The 19,811-nt window shown below is 67.9% G+C and carries 21 protein-coding genes; 16 read left to right on the top strand and 5 right to left on the bottom strand.

All coding sequences use genetic code 11. The features are described from left to right. Positions 1-23 precede the first annotated feature (23 nt). Genes N4S67_RS08935 through N4S67_RS08925 form a run of 3 tightly spaced genes read right to left on the bottom strand, consistent with a single transcriptional unit; the run spans position 24 to position 3,102 of the window. Positions 24-1,565: a tripartite tricarboxylate transporter permease gene (locus tag N4S67_RS08935; protein WP_260992589.1), complete on the bottom strand. Its 1,542-nt coding sequence runs from the start codon at positions 1,563-1,565 to the stop codon at positions 24-26. Further along, positions 1,565-2,083: a tripartite tricarboxylate transporter TctB family protein gene (locus N4S67_RS08930; protein ID WP_260992588.1), complete on the bottom strand. Its 519-nt coding sequence runs from the start codon at positions 2,081-2,083 to the stop codon at positions 1,565-1,567. The genes N4S67_RS08935 and N4S67_RS08930 overlap by 1 nt, the downstream gene beginning before the upstream one ends. A gap of 5 nt (positions 2,084-2,088) precedes the next feature. After that, positions 2,089-3,102, bottom strand: a complete 1,014-nt coding sequence (locus tag N4S67_RS08925) for a Bug family tripartite tricarboxylate transporter substrate binding protein (protein WP_260992587.1) — start codon at positions 3,100-3,102, stop codon at positions 2,089-2,091. A gap of 134 nt (positions 3,103-3,236) precedes the next feature. On the opposite strand from N4S67_RS08925, the gene N4S67_RS08920 reads away from it, so the two are divergent. The 12 genes from N4S67_RS08920 (at position 3,237) to N4S67_RS08865 (ending at position 13,907) form a co-directional block, all read left to right on the top strand. After that, positions 3,237-3,911 (top strand): GntR family transcriptional regulator, encoded by a 675-nt coding sequence (locus tag N4S67_RS08920; RefSeq protein ID WP_260992586.1) that lies wholly within the window; start codon positions 3,237-3,239, stop codon positions 3,909-3,911. Between the two features lie 40 nt (positions 3,912-3,951). Continuing rightward, positions 3,952-5,463 (top strand): MmgE/PrpD family protein, encoded by a 1,512-nt coding sequence (locus N4S67_RS08915; protein ID WP_260992585.1) that lies wholly within the window; start codon positions 3,952-3,954, stop codon positions 5,461-5,463. 11 nt (positions 5,464-5,474) lie between these two features. Further along, on the top strand, positions 5,475-6,374 hold the full coding sequence (gene prpB / locus N4S67_RS08910) for a methylisocitrate lyase (RefSeq protein WP_260992584.1): 900 nt from the start codon (positions 5,475-5,477) through the stop codon (positions 6,372-6,374). 31 nt (positions 6,375-6,405) lie between these two features. Then, positions 6,406-7,431, top strand: a complete 1,026-nt coding sequence (locus tag N4S67_RS08905; RefSeq protein WP_260992583.1) for a Ppx/GppA phosphatase family protein — start codon at positions 6,406-6,408, stop codon at positions 7,429-7,431. 26 nt (positions 7,432-7,457) lie between these two features. Beyond that, positions 7,458-8,501 (top strand): hypothetical protein, encoded by a 1,044-nt coding sequence (locus N4S67_RS08900; protein ID WP_260992582.1) that lies wholly within the window; start codon positions 7,458-7,460, stop codon positions 8,499-8,501. 8 nt (positions 8,502-8,509) lie between these two features. Next, positions 8,510-9,355, top strand: coding sequence for a sugar phosphate isomerase/epimerase family protein (locus N4S67_RS08895; protein ID WP_260992581.1), 846 nt, complete (start codon positions 8,510-8,512; stop codon positions 9,353-9,355). Between the two features lie 21 nt (positions 9,356-9,376). Further along, positions 9,377-10,186, top strand: a complete 810-nt coding sequence (locus N4S67_RS08890; protein WP_260993058.1) for a thioesterase family protein — start codon at positions 9,377-9,379, stop codon at positions 10,184-10,186. A gap of 29 nt (positions 10,187-10,215) precedes the next feature. Next, the gene (proC, locus tag N4S67_RS08885) at positions 10,216-11,088 is read left to right on the top strand and encodes a pyrroline-5-carboxylate reductase (RefSeq protein ID WP_260992580.1); all 873 of its coding nucleotides are present in this window, start codon (positions 10,216-10,218) and stop codon (positions 11,086-11,088) included. A 139-nt stretch (positions 11,089-11,227) separates the two neighbouring features. Continuing rightward, entirely contained in the window at positions 11,228-11,491 is a 264-nt protein-coding gene (locus tag N4S67_RS08880; protein WP_260992579.1) for a helix-turn-helix domain-containing protein, read from the top strand. Between the two features lie 88 nt (positions 11,492-11,579). Beyond that, positions 11,580-11,681 (top strand): 30S ribosomal protein bS22, encoded by a 102-nt coding sequence (locus tag N4S67_RS08875; RefSeq protein WP_003402602.1) that lies wholly within the window; start codon positions 11,580-11,582, stop codon positions 11,679-11,681. Positions 11,682-11,711: 30 nt separating this feature from the next. Beyond that, the gene (locus N4S67_RS08870; protein WP_260992578.1) at positions 11,712-12,806 is read left to right on the top strand and encodes an SDR family oxidoreductase; all 1,095 of its coding nucleotides are present in this window, start codon (positions 11,712-11,714) and stop codon (positions 12,804-12,806) included. 39 nt (positions 12,807-12,845) lie between these two features. Continuing rightward, complete coding sequence (locus tag N4S67_RS08865; protein WP_260992577.1) at positions 12,846-13,907, top strand: lysophospholipid acyltransferase family protein; 1,062 nt, start codon at positions 12,846-12,848, stop codon at positions 13,905-13,907. 13 nt (positions 13,908-13,920) lie between these two features. On the opposite strand, the gene N4S67_RS08860 is transcribed toward N4S67_RS08865, so the two are convergent. Continuing rightward, entirely contained in the window at positions 13,921-14,460 is a 540-nt protein-coding gene (locus N4S67_RS08860) for an FAS1-like dehydratase domain-containing protein (protein WP_260992576.1), read from the bottom strand. Positions 14,461-14,499: 39 nt separating this feature from the next. After that, a complete protein-coding gene (locus N4S67_RS08855) occupies positions 14,500-15,408 on the bottom strand; it encodes an HAD family hydrolase (RefSeq protein WP_260992575.1) in 909 nt (302 codons plus the stop codon). A 39-nt stretch (positions 15,409-15,447) separates the two neighbouring features. Between N4S67_RS08855 and N4S67_RS08850 the strand changes: the two genes are divergently transcribed. The 4 genes from N4S67_RS08850 to N4S67_RS08835 all read left to right on the top strand — a co-directional run bounded on the left by N4S67_RS08850 (position 15,448) and on the right by N4S67_RS08835 (position 19,789). After that, the gene (locus tag N4S67_RS08850; protein WP_260992574.1) at positions 15,448-15,705 is read left to right on the top strand and encodes a glutaredoxin family protein; all 258 of its coding nucleotides are present in this window, start codon (positions 15,448-15,450) and stop codon (positions 15,703-15,705) included. A gap of 64 nt (positions 15,706-15,769) precedes the next feature. Continuing rightward, positions 15,770-17,167, top strand: a complete 1,398-nt coding sequence (locus tag N4S67_RS08845) for a glutamyl-tRNA reductase (RefSeq protein ID WP_260992573.1) — start codon at positions 15,770-15,772, stop codon at positions 17,165-17,167. A gap of 3 nt (positions 17,168-17,170) precedes the next feature. Then, positions 17,171-18,109, top strand: a complete 939-nt coding sequence (gene hemC, locus N4S67_RS08840; RefSeq protein ID WP_260992572.1) for a hydroxymethylbilane synthase — start codon at positions 17,171-17,173, stop codon at positions 18,107-18,109. Positions 18,110-18,124: 15 nt separating this feature from the next. Beyond that, on the top strand, positions 18,125-19,789 hold the full coding sequence (locus N4S67_RS08835; RefSeq protein ID WP_260992571.1) for a bifunctional uroporphyrinogen-III C-methyltransferase/uroporphyrinogen-III synthase: 1,665 nt from the start codon (positions 18,125-18,127) through the stop codon (positions 19,787-19,789). Positions 19,790-19,811: the final 22 nt, after the last annotated feature.

The following is a 19,811-nucleotide window of genomic DNA, read 5'->3' as shown; positions in this document are numbered from 1 at the left end:
CTCTTGTCGCCCGGAATCGCGCGTCAAGGTCGGCGTGCGTCCTCGGGATCCGGTTCGGCGGCGGTGGTCACGAGCACCTCGCGGTCGGCACGGCGGCGCACGACAAATCCGCCGACCAGCACGGCGGCCAATGTCAGGTACACGACGATCGTGAACGGAGTGCTGACCAGTGTGAGCACGTCGCCGCCCGCGATGTCGAGCGCGCGCCGCAGTTGCACCTCGGCGAGCGGGCCGAGAATGGCGCCGACGATCATCGGTGAGATCGGAAACCCGAATCGGCGCATCAGATACCCGATCGCTCCCAGCACCAACAGCAGCACGACGTCGAACGTCGAACCGTTGACGGCGTAGGTGCCCAGCAGCGCGAACGTCATGATTCCGGCGAACAGGTACGGCTTGGGAATCTCGAGGATCTTCACCCACAGCCCGACCAGCGGCAGGTTGAGCGCCAGCAGCACGAGATTGGCGATCAAGAGACTCGCGATCAGACCCCATACCAGCCCAGACTGCGACTCGAGCAGTTGTGGACCGGGCTGCAACCCGTACTGCTGGAAGGCGACGAGGATGACGGCCGCCGTCGCCGACGTCGGTATCCCCAGCGCCAGCAGCGGCACGAGAGTGCCTGCGGCGTTGGCGTTATTGGCCGCCTCCGGTCCGGCCACGCCCTCGATGGCGCCCTCGCCGAACTCCTCTTTGTGCGCCGAGAGCCGGCGCTCCATCGCATAGGAGATGAACGTCGGGATCTCCGAGCCGCCCGCCGGGATGACGCCGAGCGGAAAGCCAATCCCGGTGCCGCGCAGCCACGGCCGCCACGAGCGCGCCCAGTCCTGGCGTGTCATCCATTTCGCGCCCTTGGTGAGGTGAAGCAGCTCGAACCGGCTCGACACCTGATGCCCGGCCACGTACAACACCTCGCCGACCGCGAACAACGCGACGATCAGCACGACGGTGTCGATGCCGTCGAGCAGCGACACCTGGCCGAAAACCAGTCGCTGCTGGCCGCTTTGGAAGTCGATGCCGACCAGTCCGACCACCAGGCCCAGGCACATCGAGATCAGCCCGCGCAGCGGTGAGGACCCGACGAGTGCGCTGATCGTCAGGAAGGCGACCACCATCAACGCGAAGTAGTCCGGCGCGCCCAGCTGCACGGCGATGTTGACGATCCACGGTGCGAACAAGGCCAGCAGGACGGTCGCGATGGTGCCCGCGACGAACGAGCCGATGGCCGCGGTGGCCAGCGCTGCCGCGCCGCGGCCGCGCCGGGCCATCTTGTTGCCGTCGATGGCCGTGATCACCGAACCGGATTCACCCGGTGTCTTCAGCAGGATCGACGTCGTCGACCCGCCGTACATCGCGCCGTAGTAGATGCCCGCGAACATGATCAGCGCCGACTCGGGCTCCAGACCGTAAGTCAACGGCAGGAGCAGCGCGATCGTCAGCGCGGGCCCGATGCCGGGCAGCACCCCGATCAATGTGCCGACGATCGTGCCGAGCAGGGCGAACAGCAGGGCCTGCGGTGTGATCGCCAGTGACAGGCCGTGCAGCAGCCCCTCGATACCCGACATCAGAACCCCAATATGCCTGCGGGAAGCGCGATGTCGAGCAGACGCGTGAACGACAGGTAGACCACCAACGCCAGCGCTGCGCCGATGACGGCGGTGCGCCACACGCTGCGCGCGCCGACGGCCCACGCCGTGAGCCAGAACGCGACCGAACTGACGATGACGTAGCCCAGCGTCTCGACGCCGACGACGAACACCAGCGCCGCGGCCACGCACAGCGCCACCGGTACCCAGCGCGTGCTGCGGACGTCGACGTCGCCTTCGGCTTCATCAGGCCGGCCCAGCCGATTCCGCGCCACCTGCGCGATGAGCGCCACCGACAGGGCGATGAGCACGACTCCGACGACCTTGGGCATGAACCCGGCGCCTACGCCCGACGCAGACCGCGACTCCTCCTGGTTGAGGCCGTCGAGCAGCACCAGGACGCCGATCGCGAGCAGCGAGGCCGAGATCGCCCACTCACCCCAGGGAATCGATCTGCGCTGTACCGCTTCTCCGGAAGCCGTCTCGGTGTCGGCCAAGTCGGTTAACCCGCTGACTTCGCCAGGCCGAGGTCGGTCAGGACGGCCTGCACGCGGGCGTTCTCCTCCTTGAGCCACGCGGCGAATTCCTCACCGGCGAGAAAGTTGTCGTTCCAGCCGTTCTTCTTGACGGCGTCCGACCACGCCGATGAGTCGTGCATCCTGGTCATCGCCTCGATGTACTGAGCCTTGAGTGGGTCGTCGATGCCCGGCGGCGCCATGATCGAGCGCCAGTTCTGGAACTCGAGGTCCGGGCTGAGCTGCGCCGAGGTCTGCGCGAACTTGATGTCACCGACCTGATCCGTCGACGAGATCAACAGTCCTTTGAGTGCGCCGGTTTTGATCTGTTCGGCGAACTCGTTGAGTCCGGCGACACCGGCCTGCACCTTGCCGCCGAGCAGAGCGGTCGTCGCCTCCCCGCCTCCGCTGTAGGGGACGTAGTTGACGTCGGCCGGTTTGACGCCGTAGTGCTTGGCCAGCAGGCCGATGAATATCTGGTCGGCGCTGCCTGCCGAACCTCCAGCGATGGCAACCGATTTCGGGTCGCGTTTGATGGCGGCGAACAGTTCGTCGGCGTTGTTGAACGGCACCTCCTTCGGCACGACGATGACCTCGTACTCGCCGACCACGCGGGCAATCGGGGTGAGGTCGTCGAGGGTGACCTCGGTCCCGTTGGTGATGATGCCGCTCATCATCGCCAGCCCCGAAGCGATCAGCAGGTCGCCCTTGCCTCGTTGCGGGGCGACCTGTGCCAGGGCGACCGTCCCGGACGCGCCCGGTACGTTCTTGACCTCGGCGCTTCGGGCCAGCCCGTCGGACTGCAGGGCCTCGGACACCGCGCGGGCGGTCTGGTCCCAGCCGCTGCCCGGGGCGGCGGGAGCGATGATCTCCACCCGCGACAGCGCCTTGAAGTCGCCGCCACTGCGCTCGCCACCCCCTCCGGAATCGCTGTTGGAGCCGCAGCCGGCGAGCGCCAACGCGACCGCGAGGGCCGCCGGGATGAGTCGTGAAAATCGCATGGGCATGCCTCCAGGAGGTGACGACGCTGTCGAGTGCAACGAACGTATACATACCGCACTTCATGGCGCAATAGCCCGCGGGAAATGACCACGTACTGGTCAACAGACCGGAAGCTGTGTATACACTTCGGGCCGTGGCAACTAAGCCTCTGAGCGCGGCCGGCAGGGCTTATGAGCGCCTGCGCTCGGAGATCCTCAACGGCGAACTGGGCCCTGGCGCAACGCTGTACGAGGTCGAGCAGGCCGACCGCCTCGGTGTCTCGCGCACCCCGGTACGCGAGGCTTTCGGTCGCCTGGTCGCCGAAGGCCTGCTCGATGAGCGGCTCGGCCGCGGCCTGGTCGTCACCGACGTCTCCGACCGCGACATCGAGGCGCTGTTCGAGATGCGCGCATGTCTCGAGGCGCAGGCTGCCCAGCTTGCGGCGCGCCGCGCACAGCCCGACGTCTTCGCGCGCTATGCCGACGACTTCCGCGCCTGGCATGGGCCGCTGCAGCAGCCTGACCTGACCGACGGACAGGTCGACGACTACTACGCGCTGATCCGCCGCTTCGACGACGAGGTCGACAGCGCGGCCAACAACAGTTATCTGCTCGACGCCCTGGACGCGCTGCGCACACACGTCGCCCGGGTGCGCAGGAAGGCCGGCGCGTCACCGGCGAGGCTGGCTGCCTCGGCACTCGAGCACGCGCTGATCGCGTCGGCGATCGCTGATCGCGACGCGGCGATGGCAATGCACGCGACCCACGTGCATCTACGCAACAGCCTCGAGCACTTCCGTCACGAATACACCGGGTTGGGCAGCCGGTGACCGCCGTGAAAAGGCCCGCGCAGGAAGGACTTCGAACACTATGAGGAACCATCGAGTCCGGGTGTACCGCAGCGACGAGGAGCTGCCGCGGGAGGGCCAACTGGCCTGGGCGATGGCGCAGGTGGCCGGCGATCCCGTCGACGTCACCGACGACGTCGCCGACATGATCGTCAACCGCGTCATCGACAACGCGGGTGTGGCGGCCGCGTCCGTCGGACGCTCGGCCCCGTCGGCCGCTCGCGACCAGGCCGCGGCGCATCCGCCGAGCACCGGTGGTCCCGGCGCCACCGTCTTCGCACTCGACAGGCGGGTCAGCGTCGAGTGGGCCGCATTCGCCAACGGAGTGGCGGTGCGCGAGTTGGACTTTCACGATACCTTCCTGGCTGCCGACTACTCGCATCCCGGCGACAACATCCCGCCGATCCTCGCCGTGGCGCAGCACATGGGCGCGGACGGGCAGGCGCTGCTGCGTGGCATCGCCACGGGATACGAGCTGCAGATCGACCTGGTCCTCGCGATCAGCTTGCACCGCCACAAGATCGACCACGTCGCGCACCTCGGGCCGTCGGCCGCGGCCGGTATCGGAACGCTGCTCGACCTACCCACCGAGGTCATCTACCAGGCGATCGGGCAGGCGCTGCACACCACGACCGCCACCCGCCAGTCGCGCAAGGGTGAGATCTCGTCCTGGAAGGCGTACGCGCCGGCGTTTGCGGGCAAGGTGGCCGTCGAGTCGGTCGACCGCGCCATGCGCGGCCAGACCAGCCCGTCACCGATCTACGAGGGCGAGGACGGTGTCATCGCATGGCTGCTGGACGGACCGGACGCGCACTACGACGTGCCGTTGCCCGAGCAGGGCGAGCCAAAACGCGCGATCCTCGCCAGCTACACCAAGGAGCACTCCGCCGAATATCAAGCGCAGGCCTGGATCGATCTGGCGCGCAAGCTGTTTCGTGAGAACGCCGAGGTGGGCGATCCGGAGCGGGTGGACAGCATCGTGATCCACACCTCCCACCACACCCACTTCGTCATCGGATCCGGTGCGGCCGACCCGCAGAAGTACGACCCGAACGCGTCGCGCGAGACTCTCGACCACTCGCTGCCCTACATCTTCGCGGTCGCTCTGCAGGACGGCACGTGGCACCACGAGGCGTCGTACGCGCCGGCGCGGGCGGCCCGGCCGGACACAGTGGCGCTGTGGCGCAAGATCACCACCGCCGAGGACGAGGAGTGGACGAACCGCTACCACGCGGCGGGCGCCGGACAGTCCTACGGCGGCCGGGTCGTGATCACGCTGACCGACGGCAGACAGATCGTCGACGAGATCGCTGTCGCGGATGCACATCCGGGCGGCGCGCGGCCGTTCGGACGTGACGAGTACATCGCGAAGTTCCGCAGGCTGGCCGTTCCCGTGCTCGGCGAGGATGAGGCCCAACGATTTCTCGACGTCGCGGTCCGCCTCCCCGAACTCGGGCCGAAAGAACTGCAAGATCTGACCTTTGCCGCGCTGCCGGGTGCTCTGCCTGGCGCCGGCCGCCCCGGGCTGTTCTGAAGGGGGACGACGTGCTGTATGCCACGACGACGCCGGCGCAGAAGCGATTCGATCTGCGCGCGCGACTCGCCTCCGATGAGCTGTTGCGGTTTCCCGGCGCTTTCAACCCGTTGTCCGCCAAGCTGATCGAGCGTCACGGATTCGACGGGGTGTATGTCTCCGGGGCAGTGCTCAGCGCCGATCTCGGGCTACCTGACATCGGCTTGACCACGCTGAGCGAGGTCGCAGGCCGCACCCGCCAGATCGCCCGCGTCACCGAACTGCCCGCGCTCGTCGACGCCGACACCGGGTTCGGTGAACCGATGAATGTCGCGCGCACCGTGGCCGAACTCGAGGACGCCGGGGTCGCGGCCCTGCACATCGAGGACCAGGTGAACCCGAAGCGGTGCGGGCATCTCGACGGTAAGCAGGTCGTCGAGGTGACCACCGCGGTGCAACGCATTCGCGCCGCGGTCGACGCGCGGCGCGATGCGAACCTGGTGATCGTCGCCCGCACCGACATCCGCGCAGTGGGCGGTCTGGACACCGCCATCGACCGGACGAGGCGCCTCGTCGACGCTGGGGCGGACGTGATCTTTGCCGAGGCGCTGGAGTCGCTGGACGAGTTCGCCGCCGTCCGCGCGGCGGTCGACGTCCCGATGCTGGCCAACATGACCGAGTTCGGCAAGAGCGAACTGTTCACAGTCGCGCAGTTGCGCGACGTCGGGGTGAACATCGTCATCTGGCCGGTGTCGTTGTTGAGGATGGCGATGGGCGCGGCCGAACGCGCGCTGTCCACCCTGACCGACGAGGGGACGCTGACGTCGCTACTCGGCCAGATGCAGCACCGCCGCGACCTCTACGACCTGGTCGACTACGCGGGATACAACCGGTTCGACGCGTCGGTGTTCAACTTTGGCGTCGCTGACTAGTTGCCGTGTGCCGACCCGTTAGGTTGGGGACGTGCGATTAGGCGTGCTCGACGTCGGCAGCAACACCGTTCACCTGTTGGTGGTGGACGCGCGTCGTGGCGGCCATCCCACCCCGATGAGTTCGACCAAGGCCTCGCTGCGGCTCGCCGAGGCGATCGACGGTTCCGGCAAGCTGACCCGCAAAGGCGCCGACAAGCTGATCGGCACCGTCGACGAGTTCGCCAAGATCGCCGCCAGTTCCGGCTGCGCCGAGCTGATGGCGTTCGCCACCTCCGCGGTGCGCGACGCGAAGAACTCCGAAGAAGTGCTCGCCAGGGTGCTCGCCGAGACCGGTGTCGCGCTGCAGGTGCTCAGCGGCCCCGACGAGTCACGGCTGACCTTCCTCGCGGTACGGCGCTGGTACGGCTGGAGCGCCGGGCGCATCATCAACATCGACATCGGCGGTGGGTCGCTGGAGCTGTCCAACGGCGTCGATGAGGCTCCCGAGGTGGCGTTGTCGCTGCCGCTGGGCGCGGGACGTCTCACCCGCGAGTGGCTGCCCGACGATCCGCCTGGGCGGCGCCGGGTGCAGATGCTGCGCGACTGGCTGGACACCGAGGTCGCCGACGCGGCCAAGGCCATGCTCGCCGCCGGCAGTCCGGACCTGGCCGTCGCGACCTCCAAGACCTTCCGCTCGCTTGCCCGCCTCACCGGTGCAGCACCGTCGGGAGCGGGTCCGCGGGTGAAACGTACGCTGACCGCTACAGGGCTCAGGCAGCTCATAGCATTCATCTCTAGGATGACCGCGGCTGACCGTGCGGAATTGGAAGGGGTGAGTGCCGACCGGGCGCCACAGATCGTGGCCGGAGCTTTGGTAGCTGAGGCGAGTATGAAGGCGCTGGCGATCGAGAGCGTGGACATCTGCCCCTGGGCATTGCGAGAGGGGCTGATTCTGCGGAAACTCGACAGCGAAGCCGATGGGAGCATTTTCGTCGGCGGCGCCGACAATCGGCAGAAAGTCGGCGGCGCCGACACTCCAGCCTCAGTCAAGACGTCCGTGCGCGATGCGCGACGATAAATAGCGAACCCCAGAGGCAACAGACGATGACAGGACCAGAAGACAGCCACAGCAACACCCGTCCGATCTCGGTCGCGGAATTGCTGGCGAAGAACGGAACCATCGGCGCCCCGCCGGTCGGCGGTCGTCGTCGACGCCGCCGCGGCGACACCGATTCCGTCACCGTCGCAGAGCTGACGGGCGAGATCCCGATCGTGCGCGACGACGAGCCCGTCACCGGTCGCACGGCCGTGGTGCAGGCCGACGAACCCGTCGAGCCGGCGAATGCCGGGACGACCAACGGGACCGTCGACCGCGAGAGCGACACCGTCGAGCATCGCGTTGACGACACTGCCGACCACGACGTCCGCCATGACACCGACGTCCACGAGGCCGTCGCCGTCGAGCGGGACCCCGAGGACCGTGACGACGACTACGCCGGCGCGGTTGCCGACTACACCGCCCACGTCGAGCACCGCGAAGCCGACACCGATCTGGAGTTCTTCTCTCCGCCGCGGCGCTCGAGCTATGCACCGCGCCGATTCCACAGCGCAGGGGTGGGCGCCGAGCAGATGAGTCCCGACCCGGTCGACGGTGCGGACGCCCCGATGGATCTGGCGGAGCCGGAGGTCGACGACGACTTCGACGACGAGCGCGAAGACCGCGACGAACTGCCGTCCTACCTGCGCTCCTCCCAGGGCACGCTGTTCGGCGGCCAGACCGTCGCCGACGACGTCGCCCGCCGCGGCAAGCGCGGTCCCGAGGACATCGACCTCGACGATGAGCGCGCCGAGCAGGACGGAGAGGACAGCGCGCCGGACCCGCCGATGTCGTCGTTCAAGCACGCGGCGTGGGTGGTCGGTCAGTCCGTCATCGCCGTCGCATTCGGCGCGGGCCTGTTCGTCGCATTCGACCAGCTGTGGAAGTGGAACAGCATCGTCGCGCTGGTGCTCGGGGTGCTGGTGATCCTCGGCCTGGTGGTCGGTGTCCGAGTCGTACGCAAAACCGATGACATCGCCAGCACGCTGATCGCGGTGGCAGTCGGGGCGCTGGTCACGTTCGGGCCGCTGGCGCTGCTACAGGCGAACTAGCACCGCTGTTGCGCCCAGCCATCAAGGTCGGTCTGTCAACGGCCTCGGTCTACCCGTTGAGGACCGAGGCCGCTTTCGAGTACGCCGCGCGCCTCGGCTACGACGGGGTCGAGCTGATGGTGTGGGCCGAGACGGTCAGCCAAGACATCGAAGCCGTCGAGGAGCTGTCAACGCGTTATGAGATGCCGGTCCTGTCGGTACATGCGCCGTGTCTGCTGATCTCGCAGCGGGTGTGGGGTCGCGACCCGATACCCAAGCTCGACCGCAGCGTGCGCGCCGCCGAACAGTTGGGCGCCCAGACCGTCGTCGTGCATCCGCCGTTTCGCTGGCAGCGTCGCTACGCCGAGGGCTTCACCGAGCAGGTGGCCGAGCTAGAGGCCTCCAGTGACGTGATGGTCGCGGTGGAGAACATGTTCCCGTTCCGCGCGGACCGGTTCTTCGGCGCCGGCCAGACGTCGATCGACAGGATGCGCAAGCGCGGCGGCAGGCCGGGCCCGGGTATCTCGGCATTTGCACCGTCTTACGATCCGCTCGACGGCGACCACGCCCACTACACACTCGACCTTTCGCACACCGCCACGGCGGGCACCGACGCGGTGGACATGGCCCGCCGGATGGGCGAGGGGCTGGTGCACCTGCATCTGTGCGACGGCAGCGGCGCGTCAGCCGACGAGCATCTGGTGCCCGGCCACGGCACTCAGCCCACGGTCGAGGTGTGCCAGATGCTGGCTGCGAGCGACTTCGCCGGACATGTCATCCTCGAGGTCACCACATCGGGTGCGCGCTCAGCCGCCGAGCGCGAAGCGCTGCTCACCGAATCGCTGCAGTTCGCCCGCACGCACCTGCTGCGCTGACCCTGTCCCAGGAGGGCCCACATCATGAGCTCGACTCTGTTCACCGACGCGATGGCACTGACACCTGCCGGCGACGGCGTGTATGACGGTGTGCTGAACGAACATTGGACGATCGGACCGAAGGTGCACGGCGGGGCGATGCTGGCGCTGTGCGCCAACGCGGCGCGAACGGAACACGGCGGGGGGGTCGAGCCGATCGCGATCTCCGGCAACTTCCTGTGGGCGCCGGATCCCGGACCGATGCGTGTCGTCACGACGGTGCGCAAGCGCGGGCGGCGCGTCAGCCTCATCGACGTCGAACTGAACCAGGGCGACCGGACGGCGGTGCGGGCCGCAGTGACACTCGGCGACCCCGAACATCACGTTCCTCCGCTGCTGTCGGTCAACCCGGTGATCCCCCTGATGCAGCCGGAACCGCCGCCAGGGCTCGAGCCGATCGGCCCCGGCCATCGGATGGCCGACATCGTCCATCTCGCGCACGGCTGCGACATCCGGCCGTCGCTGACGACGATGGAGCCTCGCGCCGACGGTGGGCCGCCGGTGATCGAGTACTGGGTGCGGCCGAAGGGAACGCCCCCGGACGTGTTGTTCGCGCTGCTGTGCGGCGACGTGTCGGCGCCGGTGACGTTCGGGGTCAACAGGTTCGGCTGGGCGCCCACGGTGCAACTGACCGCGTATCTGCGGGCACGGCCCGCCGACGGGTGGCTACGGGTGTTGTGCACGACGGTGCAGATCGGCCAGGACTGGTTCGACGAGGACCACATCGTGGTCGACTGCGAAGGCCACATCGTGGTGCAGAGCCGGCAACTCGCGATGGTGCCGGGCGCGTAACCGGTCACGCGTCTGCAATGCTTGCCCGCATGGCGAGAATCGCGATCGTCGGCGGCGGAAGCATGGGTGAGGCGCTGCTGTCCGGAATGCTGCGGGCCGGGCGTCAGGTCAAGGATCTGGTGGTCGCCGAGAAGGACCCCACCCGCGCGAAGTACCTGTCCGACAAGTACTCCGTGTTCGTGACGACGGTCGCCGATGCCGTGGACACCGCCACATACGTCATCGTGGCGGTCAAGCCTGCCGACGTCGAAAGTGTCGTCTCCGAAACCGCGGCGGCGGCCGCACGGGCCGAAAGCGACACCGCCGAAAAGATCTTCGTGACGATCGCGGCGGGGGTCTCGACGGGCTATTACGAGAACAAGCTGCCGGCCGGTTCCCCCGTCGTCAGGGTGATGCCGAACGCGCCGGTGGTCGTCGGAGGCGGCGTCAGCGCATTGGCCAAAGGCCGGTTCGCCACCGCGGAGCATCTCAAGGAGGTGTCGGCGATCTTCGACGCGGTCGGCGGGGTGCTCACGGTGCCCGAGTCGCAGCTCGACGCCGTCACCGCCGTGTCCGGCTCCGGCCCGGCCTACTTCTTCCTGATGGTCGAGGCGTTGGTGGACGCCGCCGTGGCAGCGGGTCTGTCGCGCGCGGTGGCCACCGATCTGGTCGTGCACACGATGGCGGGTTCGGCCGCGATGTTGCTCGAAAGCCTCGATCAGGCTCAGCCGGCGGACGAGGCTTTCCCGGGAGCGGCGTTCGACACCACCCCCGCACAGCTGCGGGCTACGGTTACCTCACCCGGTGGCACCACCGCCGCTGGTCTGCGAGAACTCGAACGGGGCGGTTTGCGGGCGGCGGTCGGCGCGGCCGTTGAAGCGGCAAAAAGGCGCTCTGAGCAGCTGGGAATTACATCCGGGTAGTTCAACTAATTCGAACTGATTAGCCCACACCCGTCGCAGTAACCCCATACGCCACGCTATTCTCCTCGTTGTATGCACGGGTCGGTGCCAGCGGTGGGGAAGCCGCTGGGACTGCCTGTGCCTGAATGATTGGGTTGCGATGACGTCTATGAACGGGCCATCGGGGCGGGATTCAGCGAGCGGTAAACAAGCACGGGATAACAGCGCTTCCGACGGCCAACCGCCGCGCGCTCAATTTCTCACCGTGGCCGAAGTGGCGAGCTTGATGCGGGTCAGCAAGATGACGGTGTATCGGCTGGTGCACAACGGAGAGCTGCCCGCTGTTCGGGTCGGTCGCTCATTCCGTGTGCATGCCAAGGCCGTCCACGACATGCTCGAGAGCTCGTACTTCGACGCAGGTTGATCGACGCGTTTTCGCAACCACCCGTGCAGCCCGGTAAGGTGTCCGGGTCGAGTAGAGCATTGGCAAAAACGGCTAGGTAGCGGAGTTTATGGGTTCAGTCATCAAGAAGCGGCGCAAGCGTATGTCCAAGAAGAAGCATCGCAAGCTGCTTCGTCGCACCAGGGTGCAGCGCAGAAAACTCGGCAAGTAGTCGACGCGCCTTCGCTAGGCTGAACCCGATATGGATTCTGAGGGCCGTTCGGGGGCGGACGGGCCTGATCCGCGGACGAGCGTGCACTATCCGAAGGTCGTGCTCGTCACTGGAGCATGCCGGTTTCTCGGCGGTTACCTGACGGCCAGGCTGGCGCAGAACCCGTTGATCAACCACGTGATCGCCGTCGACGCGATCGCGCCGAGCAAAGACCTTCTCAGGCGGATGGGCCGCGCGGAGTTCGTCCGCGCCGACATCCGGAATCCGTTCATCGCCAAGGTGATTCGCAACGGCGACGTCGACACCGTGGTGCACGCGGCGGCGGCCTCCTACGCGCCGCGCTCGGGCGGTCGAGCGGCGCTGAAGGAACTCAACGTAATGGGTGCGATCCAGTTGTTCGCGGCCTGCCAGAAGGCGCCGTCGGTGCGCCGGGTCATCCTGAAGTCGACTTCGGAGGTCTACGGCTCCAACGCTCACGATCCGGTGCTGTTCACCGAGGACAGCAGCGCCCGCAGGCCGCCGGGGGAGGGGTTCGCGCGCGACAGCATCGACATCGAGGGCTATGCGCGTGGACTTGGCCGGCGCAGGCCCGAGATCGCGGTCACCATCCTGCGGCTGGCCAACATGATCGGCCCTGCGATGGACACCGCACTGTCGCGGTACCTGGCCAACCCGGTCGTCCCCACGGTCATCGGCCACGACCCGCGGCTACAACTGCTGCACGAGCAGGACGCGCTCGGCGCGCTGGAGCGCGCCACGATGTCGGGCAAGGGCGGCACCTTCAACGTCGGCGCGTCGGGGATCATCATGATGAGCCAGGCGATCCGCAGGGCCGGTCGAGTGCCCTTACCGGTGCCGCGGTCCGCCCTCTGGGCTGTGGATTCGCTGATGCGCGTAACTCGCTACACTGAGCTTGATCGTGAACAACTCGACTACTTGAGCTACGGCCGGGTGATGGACACCTCGCGAATGCGAAACGAACTCGGCTACAGCCCCAAGTGGACAACCGCAGAGGCCTTCGACGATTACGTCCGAGGACGCGGATTGACTCCGATCATCGACCCGAAATGGGTACGCTCAGTGGAGAGTCGTGCCGTTTCGGTGGCGCAGCGCTGGGGACATTGATTCCAGACTCGAGAAAACGGGTGGGGAGAAGGTAAGAACGTGGCGGGCGAGTCCAAGGCCAAAGTTATTCCGCTACACGGAAATACGGGGAAGGCTGCCGCGGCGCGGCGTTCGGCCCAGCGCGGCGGAGGTGCGCGCCGGCATCCCTCGTTGATGCCCGACTCGGGCTCGGGAGCGTCGGCCGAGCAGGTCGCCGCCGTCATTCGCGAGATCGACCAGCACCGCGGCGCGCTCGGCGGGACCGCCGAGGAGACACCGACCGAACTCACCAAACGCATCGGCGCAGTCGCCGAATTCATCAGCAAGCGGATGACCGGTGACTACACCGTCGATGAGTTCGGGTTCGACCCTCACCTCAACGACGCAATCTTTCTGCCTTTGCTGCGGGTGTTCTTCAAGTCGTGGTTCCGGGTCGAGGTCAGCGGTATCGAGAACCTCCCGGAGTCCGGCGCCGCGCTGGTGGTCGCCAACCACGCGGGTGTGCTGCCGTTCGACGGGTTGATGACGTCGGTGGCGGTCCACGACAATCACCCCGCGCACCGCGATCTGCGCCTGCTGGCGGCTGACATGGTGTTCGACATGCCGATGGTCGGGCAAGCCGCGCGCAAGGCGGGCCACACCATGGCCTGCGCCGCCGATGCGCACCGCCTGCTGGCCGCGGGCGAGCTGACCGCCGTGTTCCCCGAGGGATACAAGGGGTTGGGCAAGCCGTTCAAGGACCGCTACAAGCTGCAGCGGTTCGGCCGCGGCGGGTTCGTCTCGGCCGCCTTGCGCACCAAGGCGCCGATCGTGCCGTGTTCGATCGTCGGATCCGAGGAAATCTATCCGATGATCGCCGACGTCAAGCTGCTGGCCCGACTGCTCGGGCTGCCCTACTTCCCGATCACGCCGTTGTTCCCGCTGGCGGGGCCGGTGGGGCTGGTGCCGCTGCCGTCGAAGTGGCACATCCAGTTCGGCGAGCCGATCGAGACGGCCGGCTACGACGACTCGGCGGCCGACGACCCGATGGTCACCTTCGAGCTGACCGACCAGGTGCGCGAGACCATCCAGCAGACGCTGTACCAGCTGCTCACCAACCGACGGAACACGTTCCTGGGCTGAGGGCGAATGGCGACTAGCTCTTCGAACTAGTTTGCCCAGCAATCATTTTCGCGATGGCGGCATCGCGCGCGGCGGCGATCCGGTCGCTGACCTCGTCGGCCTCGGTGTCCGACTGGGCCTCACCCATCACCGTGACGATGCTGGTGAGCACGGGCTTGCCCGCTGCGTCGGTGACCTCACCGCGGACCTCGGTGACGATCGCACCGTGTGACTCGGTCACCGCGTCGAGGTAGGAGTCGAAGAACAACTTGTCGCCGGCCAGGATGGGACGGTGGAAGGTGATCTTCTGGTCGCGATGCAGCACGCGCTCCATGTTGATCGGCACGTCGAACTGGTTGAAGATCTCCAGTTGGACGCGGCGGCCGGCCACCGCCAGGAACGTCAGCGACGCGATCAGCGCGTCGTAGCCGCACTCCTTGGCGGCCTCCTCGCTGTAGTGGGCCGGGTGGTCGTCCTTGACGGCCTTCGCGAACTCCCGGATCTTCTCCCGGTCCACCTCGAAGTAGTCGGGGTACCGGTAGTGCGTTCCGATGATGTTCTCAGCGATGGGCATGCTGGCGTCTTTCCCTCTCGGTGTCAGCGCGCGAGCCTATCAGCGGACCCACTTGCCCTCTTGGCGCCGCGACACGATCGCGGCAAGCGCTCCGCCCGCCGCGCCGAGCGCCAGCGCCGACGGCACCCCGATCCGCGCCGCCTTGCGCGCGGTGCGGAAATCGCGAATCTCCCAGCCGCGCTCGCGGGCCAGATCGCGCAGGTCGGCGTCCGGGTTGATGGCCACCGCCGTGCCGACCAGTGACAGCATCGGCACGTCGTTGAAGCTGTCCGAGTACGCCGTGCACCGCTTGAGGTTGAGCCCCTCCCGGATGGCCAGCGACCGCACGGCATGCGCCTTGCCCGACCCGTGCAGGATGTCGCCGACCAGACGCCCGGTGAACACCCCGTCGACGGACTCGGCGACCGTGCCCAACGCCCCGGTAAGGCCCAACCGCTTGGCGATCGTCGCGGCCAGTTCGTAGGGCGTCGCGGTGACCAGCCAGACCTGCTGGCCGGCGTCCAGATGCATCTGCGCCAGCGCGCGGGTTCCCGGCCAGATCTTGTCGGCGATGATTTCGTCGTAGATCTCCTCGCCGACCGCCATCAGCTCGGCCGTCGAGCGGCCCTCGATGAACGCCAACGCCTTCACCCGGCCTGCGGCCACGTCTTCGCTGTTCTCCCGGCCGGTGAGCTGAAACTTGGCCTGCGCGTAGACGAATCCGAGGACGTCGCGGTAGGTGAAGTACTTTCGTCCCGCCAGGCCGCGCGCGAAGTGGATCAGCGACGAGCCGTGGATCAAGGTGTTGTCGACATCAAAGAACGCCGCCGCCGTCAGATCAGGGGGCGGCGGAGGCGGCGCGGAAGCGGCCTCGGCGACCTCGGCCGCCAGGTTCGTGATGGCGGCCTCGGCGCTGGCCTCACCGGCGAGTTGCTGTACGGCAGCCTCGGTATCGCCCGACTCGGACACGACTGCAACCCTAAGACACCCGGCGGCGATACTTGCGTGGTGTCTCGGCGGGTTGAACTCCTGACGCGCGACGGGTGCGGTATCTGCACAGCGGCCGCGACGCGGCTCGCCGCGCTGGCCGACGAACTCGGGTTCGAGCTGGCCGTCACCGATGTCGACGCCGCTGCAGCGGCCGGGGATTCGGCGCTGCGCGCGGAGTTCGGCGACCGGTTGCCGGTGGTGCTGCTCGACGGGCGCGAGCACAGCTACTGGGAGGTCGATGAGCCCAGGTTGCGGGCCGATCTGAGTGAGACATAACGCACCGAGCAAATTTGGAAGCACGGTGGTGAACGATTACCTTGGATAACGTGGTGGACAAGCCGTGAGCGTGCTGCTTTTCGGGGTTTCGCACCGCAGTGCGCCGGTGTCTGTCCTGGAACAGTTGAGCACCGACGAGGCCGAACAGGCCAAGATCGTCGACCAGGTGCTGCAGTCTTCGCTGGTGACCGAGGCCATGGTGCTGTCGACCTGTAACCGCGTCGAGGTCTACGCCGTTGTCGAGGCGTTCCACGGCGGCCTGTCGGTGATCGGCCAGGTACTCGCCGAGCACTCCGGAATGTCGCTGAACGACCTGACCAAGTACGCCTATGTGCGCTACGCCGAGGCGGCCGTCGAGCATCTGTTCGCGGTGGCCAGCGGGCTGGATTCGGCGGTGATCGGCGAACAGCAGGTGCTCGGGCAGGTCCGTCGCGCCTACGCTGCCGCCGAAGCCAACCAGGCCGTCGGCCGTACCCTGCACGAGCTGTCGCAACGCGCGCTGTCGGTCGGCAAGCGCGTGCACTCCGAGACCGGCATCGACGCGGCAGGCGCATCGGTGGTGTCGGTGGCACTCGGCATGGCCGAATCCAAGCTCGGATCGCTGGCCGGGCGCACCGCGGTGGTGGTCGGCGCCGGCTCGATGGGGTCGCTGGCGGCCAAGCACCTGACGCGGGCCGGTGTCGAACGGATCCACATCGTCAACCGGACACTGCCCAGGGCCAACCGGCTCGCCGACATCGTCCGTGAGCACGGCGTTGCGGCCGATGCCTTCCCGTTCGACCACCTGCCGCCCGTACTCACCGATGCCGACGTGGTCGTCTGCTGTACCGGCGCGGTGCGGCCCGTCGTCTCCCTGGCCGACGTCCATCGCGGCCTTGCCCACGGCCAGGAACGCAAGCAGCTGGTGATCTGCGACCTCGGGATGCCCCGCGACGTCGATCCGGCGGTGGCGGGCCTGCCCGGGGTGTTCGTCGTCGACATGGACCGCATTCAGCGTGAGCCGTCGGCCAAGGCAGCGGCCTCCGACGCCGAAGCAGCCCGCACGATCGTCGCCGCCGAGGTGGCCAACTACCTCGCCGGGCAGCGGATGGCCGAAGTCACCCCGACCGTGACGGCGCTGCGCCAGCGGGCCGCCGACGTGGTGGAGGCCGAGCTGCTGCGACTGGACAACCGGCTGCCGGGTCTGGACGCGACACACCGCGACGAGGTCGCCAAGACCGTGCGGCGCGTAGTCGACAAGTTGCTCCACGCACCGACGGTGCGCGTCAAGCAACTGGCAAGCGCACCGGGCGGCGACAGCTACGCCGAGGCGCTGCGCGAGCTCTTCGAGCTCGACCAGCAGGCTGTCGATGCTGTCGCCGGGCCTGAATTGCCTTTGGTCGCCGGAGGCGGCGAATTGCCTTTGGTCGCCGGAGGCGGCGAATTGCCTTTGGTGGCAACCGATTTCGATAAGACCGAGTAGCGCTTGACTGTCATTCGGATAGGCACTCGGGGCAGCCTGTTGGCCACCACTCAGGCCGGCGCAATCAGAGACGCCCTCGAAGCGCGCGGGCACTCCGCCGAACTCATCATCATCTCGACGGACGGCGACCGCTCCGACGCGCCGATAGCCGACATCGGCGTAGGCGTGTTCACCGCGGCGCTGCGCGAGGCGATCCACGACGGCAGGGTCGACATGGCCGTGCACAGCTACAAGGATTTGCCGACCGCGTCCGATCCGCGGTTCAAGATCGCCGCGATCCCCCCGCGAGAGGACGCTCGCGACGCGCTGGTGGCACGCGACGGGCTGGTGCTGGGGGAATTGCCGGCGGGATCGGTGATCGGTACGTCGAGCCCGCGGCGGGCCGCGCAGCTTAGAGCATTGGGTCTCGGTTTGGAAATCCGCCCCCTAAGAGGCAACCTTGATACCAGGTTGAACAGGGTTAGCAACGGTGATCTCGACGGCATCGTCGTCGCCCGTGCGGGTCTGGCCCGCATCGGACGATTGGCTGATGTCACCGAGACTCTGGACCCGGTGCAGATGTTGCCAGCACCGGCTCAGGGGGCCCTCGCGGTCGAGTGCCGCGCGGACGACACCGAGCTTGCGGCGCAGCTGGCGGAGTTGGACGACGCCGACACGCGCGCCGCAGTCACCGCTGAGCGAGCCCTGCTCGCCCGACTGGAGGCGGGTTGTTCCGCACCGGTGGGCGCGATCGCCGAGGTGGTCGAGTCCATCGACGACGACGGCCGCGTCTTCGAAGAGGTGTCGCTTCGCGGCTGCGTAGCGACGCTGGACGGATCCGACGTGATCCGTGCGTCCGGAGTCGGGACAACCGATCGGGCCGCAGAGCTGGGGCTCTCGGTGGCCGAGGAGTTGTTCGAACTCGGGGCGCGCGAGCTTATGGCGGATGGCCAAAGCAGTTAGAGCGGAGTGAAAAAGATGACAGGCCAAGGGAGCGGGCGAGGGCGCAAGCCGAAGCCGGGCCGCATCACGTTCGTCGGTTCAGGCCCGGGTGACCCCGGTCTGCTGACAGCGCGGGCCCGCACGGTACTCGCCAACGCCGCCCTGGTGTTCACCGATCCCGACGTGCCCGAAGCGGTCCTGGCCCTGGTGGGCTCGGAGCTTCCGCCGCCGTCGGGGCCGGAGCCCGCCGAGGCGCCGAAGAAGGATGCCGGCGACGACGCCGCGACCGGCGCGTCGCCCTCGATCTCGGGTGGACCCGATGTCCGGTCCGCGGTCGGAGACCCGGCGGAAGTGGCCAAGACCCTGACCACCGAGGCCCGCACCGGCGTCGACGTGGTGCGGCTGGTCGCAGGTGATCCGCTGTCGGTCGACGCGGTGATCACCGAGGTGACCGCGCTGGCGAAGACCCACCTCGACTTCGAGATCGTGCCCGGTCTGCCGGATACGACCGCGGTGCCCACGTATGCGGGTCTGCCGCTGGGATCGGCGCATACCGTGGCCGACGTCCGCGGCGACGTGGACTGGGCGGCGCTCGCCGCCGCCCCGGGTCCGCTGATCCTGCACGCCACCGCAACTCATCTGCCCGACGCGGCACGCACGCTGATCGAGTACGGGCTCGCCGACAGCACGCCCACTGTGGTGACCGCGAACGGCACGACGTGCCAACAGCGTTCGGTCGAGACCACGCTGGCCGGCCTGCTCGACAAGGCCACCCTGGCAGGCACCGAACCCGCAGGGCCGTTCGCGGGCCCGCTGGTCGTCACGATCGGGCGGACCGTCGCGCACCGCGCCAAGCTGAACTGGTGGGAGAGCCGCGCGCTGTACGGCTGGACCGTGCTGGTGCCGCGCACCAAGGACCAGGCCGGCGAGATGAGCGAGAAGCTGGTGTCGCACGGCGCGCTGCCGATCGAGGTGCCGACCATCGCGGTCGAGCCGCCGCGCAGTCCCGCGCAGATGGAACGCGCCGTCAAGGGCCTGGTCGACGGGCGCTTCCAGTGGGTGGTGTTCACCTCGACAAACGCCGTCCGCGCCGTCTGGGAGAAGTTCAACGAGTTCGGTCTTGACGCCCGTGCCTTCTCGGGTGTGAAGATCGCCTGCGTTGGCCAGGCCACCGCGGATCGGGTTCGGGCGTTCGGAATCAACCCCGAACTGGTGCCGGCCGGTGAACAGTCTTCGCTAGGCCTGCTCGACGAATTTCCGCCTTACGACGACGTTTTCGACCCGGTGAACCGGGTGCTGCTGCCGCGCGCGGATATCGCGACCGAGACGCTGGCCGAAGGCCTGCGCGAGCGAGGGTGGGAGATCGAGGACGTCACCGCGTACCGCACCGTGCGCGCCGCGCCGCCCCCCGCCCACACCCGCGAGATGATCAAGACGGGCGGCTTCGACGCGGTCTGCTTCACGTCGAGCTCGACGGTGCGCAACCTCGTCGGCATCGCAGGCAAGCCGCACGCGCGCACCATCGTGGCGTGCATCGGACCGAAGACCGCTGAGACAGCGGCGGAGTTCGGGTTGCGCGTCGATGTGCAGCCGGAGGTCGCCGCGGTGGGACCGCTGGTCGAGGCGCTGGCCGAGCACGCCGCCCGACTGCGCGCAGAGGGGGCACTGCCGCCGCCGCGCAAGAAGAGCCGCCGCCGCTAGCTAGACACTCACGGAGGGATGG

It is taken from the genome of Mycobacterium deserti, assembly GCF_025345615.1.
GTDB lineage: Bacteria > Actinomycetota > Actinomycetes > Mycobacteriales > Mycobacteriaceae > Mycobacterium > Mycobacterium deserti.
The sequence above is the reverse complement of the archived record's forward strand: the minus strand, read 5'-3'. Positions and strand labels throughout refer to the sequence as shown.

What these genes read in the sequence shown, in the direction of transcription:
- N4S67_RS08935 (WP_260992589.1), bottom strand. Translation starts at nt 1,565, where the DNA reads ATGTCGGGTATCGAGGGGCTGCTGCACGGCCTGTCACTGGCGATCACA.
- N4S67_RS08925 (WP_260992587.1), bottom strand. Translation starts at nt 3,102, where the DNA reads ATGCGATTTTCACGACTCATCCCGGCGGCCCTCGCGGTCGCGTTGGCG.
- N4S67_RS08915 (WP_260992585.1), top strand. Translation starts at nt 3,952, where the DNA reads ATGAGGAACCATCGAGTCCGGGTGTACCGCAGCGACGAGGAGCTGCCG.
- N4S67_RS08900 (WP_260992582.1), top strand. Translation starts at nt 7,458, where the DNA reads ATGACAGGACCAGAAGACAGCCACAGCAACACCCGTCCGATCTCGGTC.
- proC (WP_260992580.1), top strand. Translation starts at nt 10,216, where the DNA reads ATGGCGAGAATCGCGATCGTCGGCGGCGGAAGCATGGGTGAGGCGCTG.
- N4S67_RS08880 (WP_260992579.1), top strand. Translation starts at nt 11,228, where the DNA reads ATGACGTCTATGAACGGGCCATCGGGGCGGGATTCAGCGAGCGGTAAA.
- N4S67_RS08875 (WP_003402602.1), top strand. Translation starts at nt 11,580, where the DNA reads ATGGGTTCAGTCATCAAGAAGCGGCGCAAGCGTATGTCCAAGAAGAAG.
- N4S67_RS08870 (WP_260992578.1), top strand. Translation starts at nt 11,712, where the DNA reads ATGGATTCTGAGGGCCGTTCGGGGGCGGACGGGCCTGATCCGCGGACG.
- N4S67_RS08860 (WP_260992576.1), bottom strand. Translation starts at nt 14,460, where the DNA reads ATGCCCATCGCTGAGAACATCATCGGAACGCACTACCGGTACCCCGAC.
- N4S67_RS08835 (WP_260992571.1), top strand. Translation starts at nt 18,125, where the DNA reads ATGACAGGCCAAGGGAGCGGGCGAGGGCGCAAGCCGAAGCCGGGCCGC.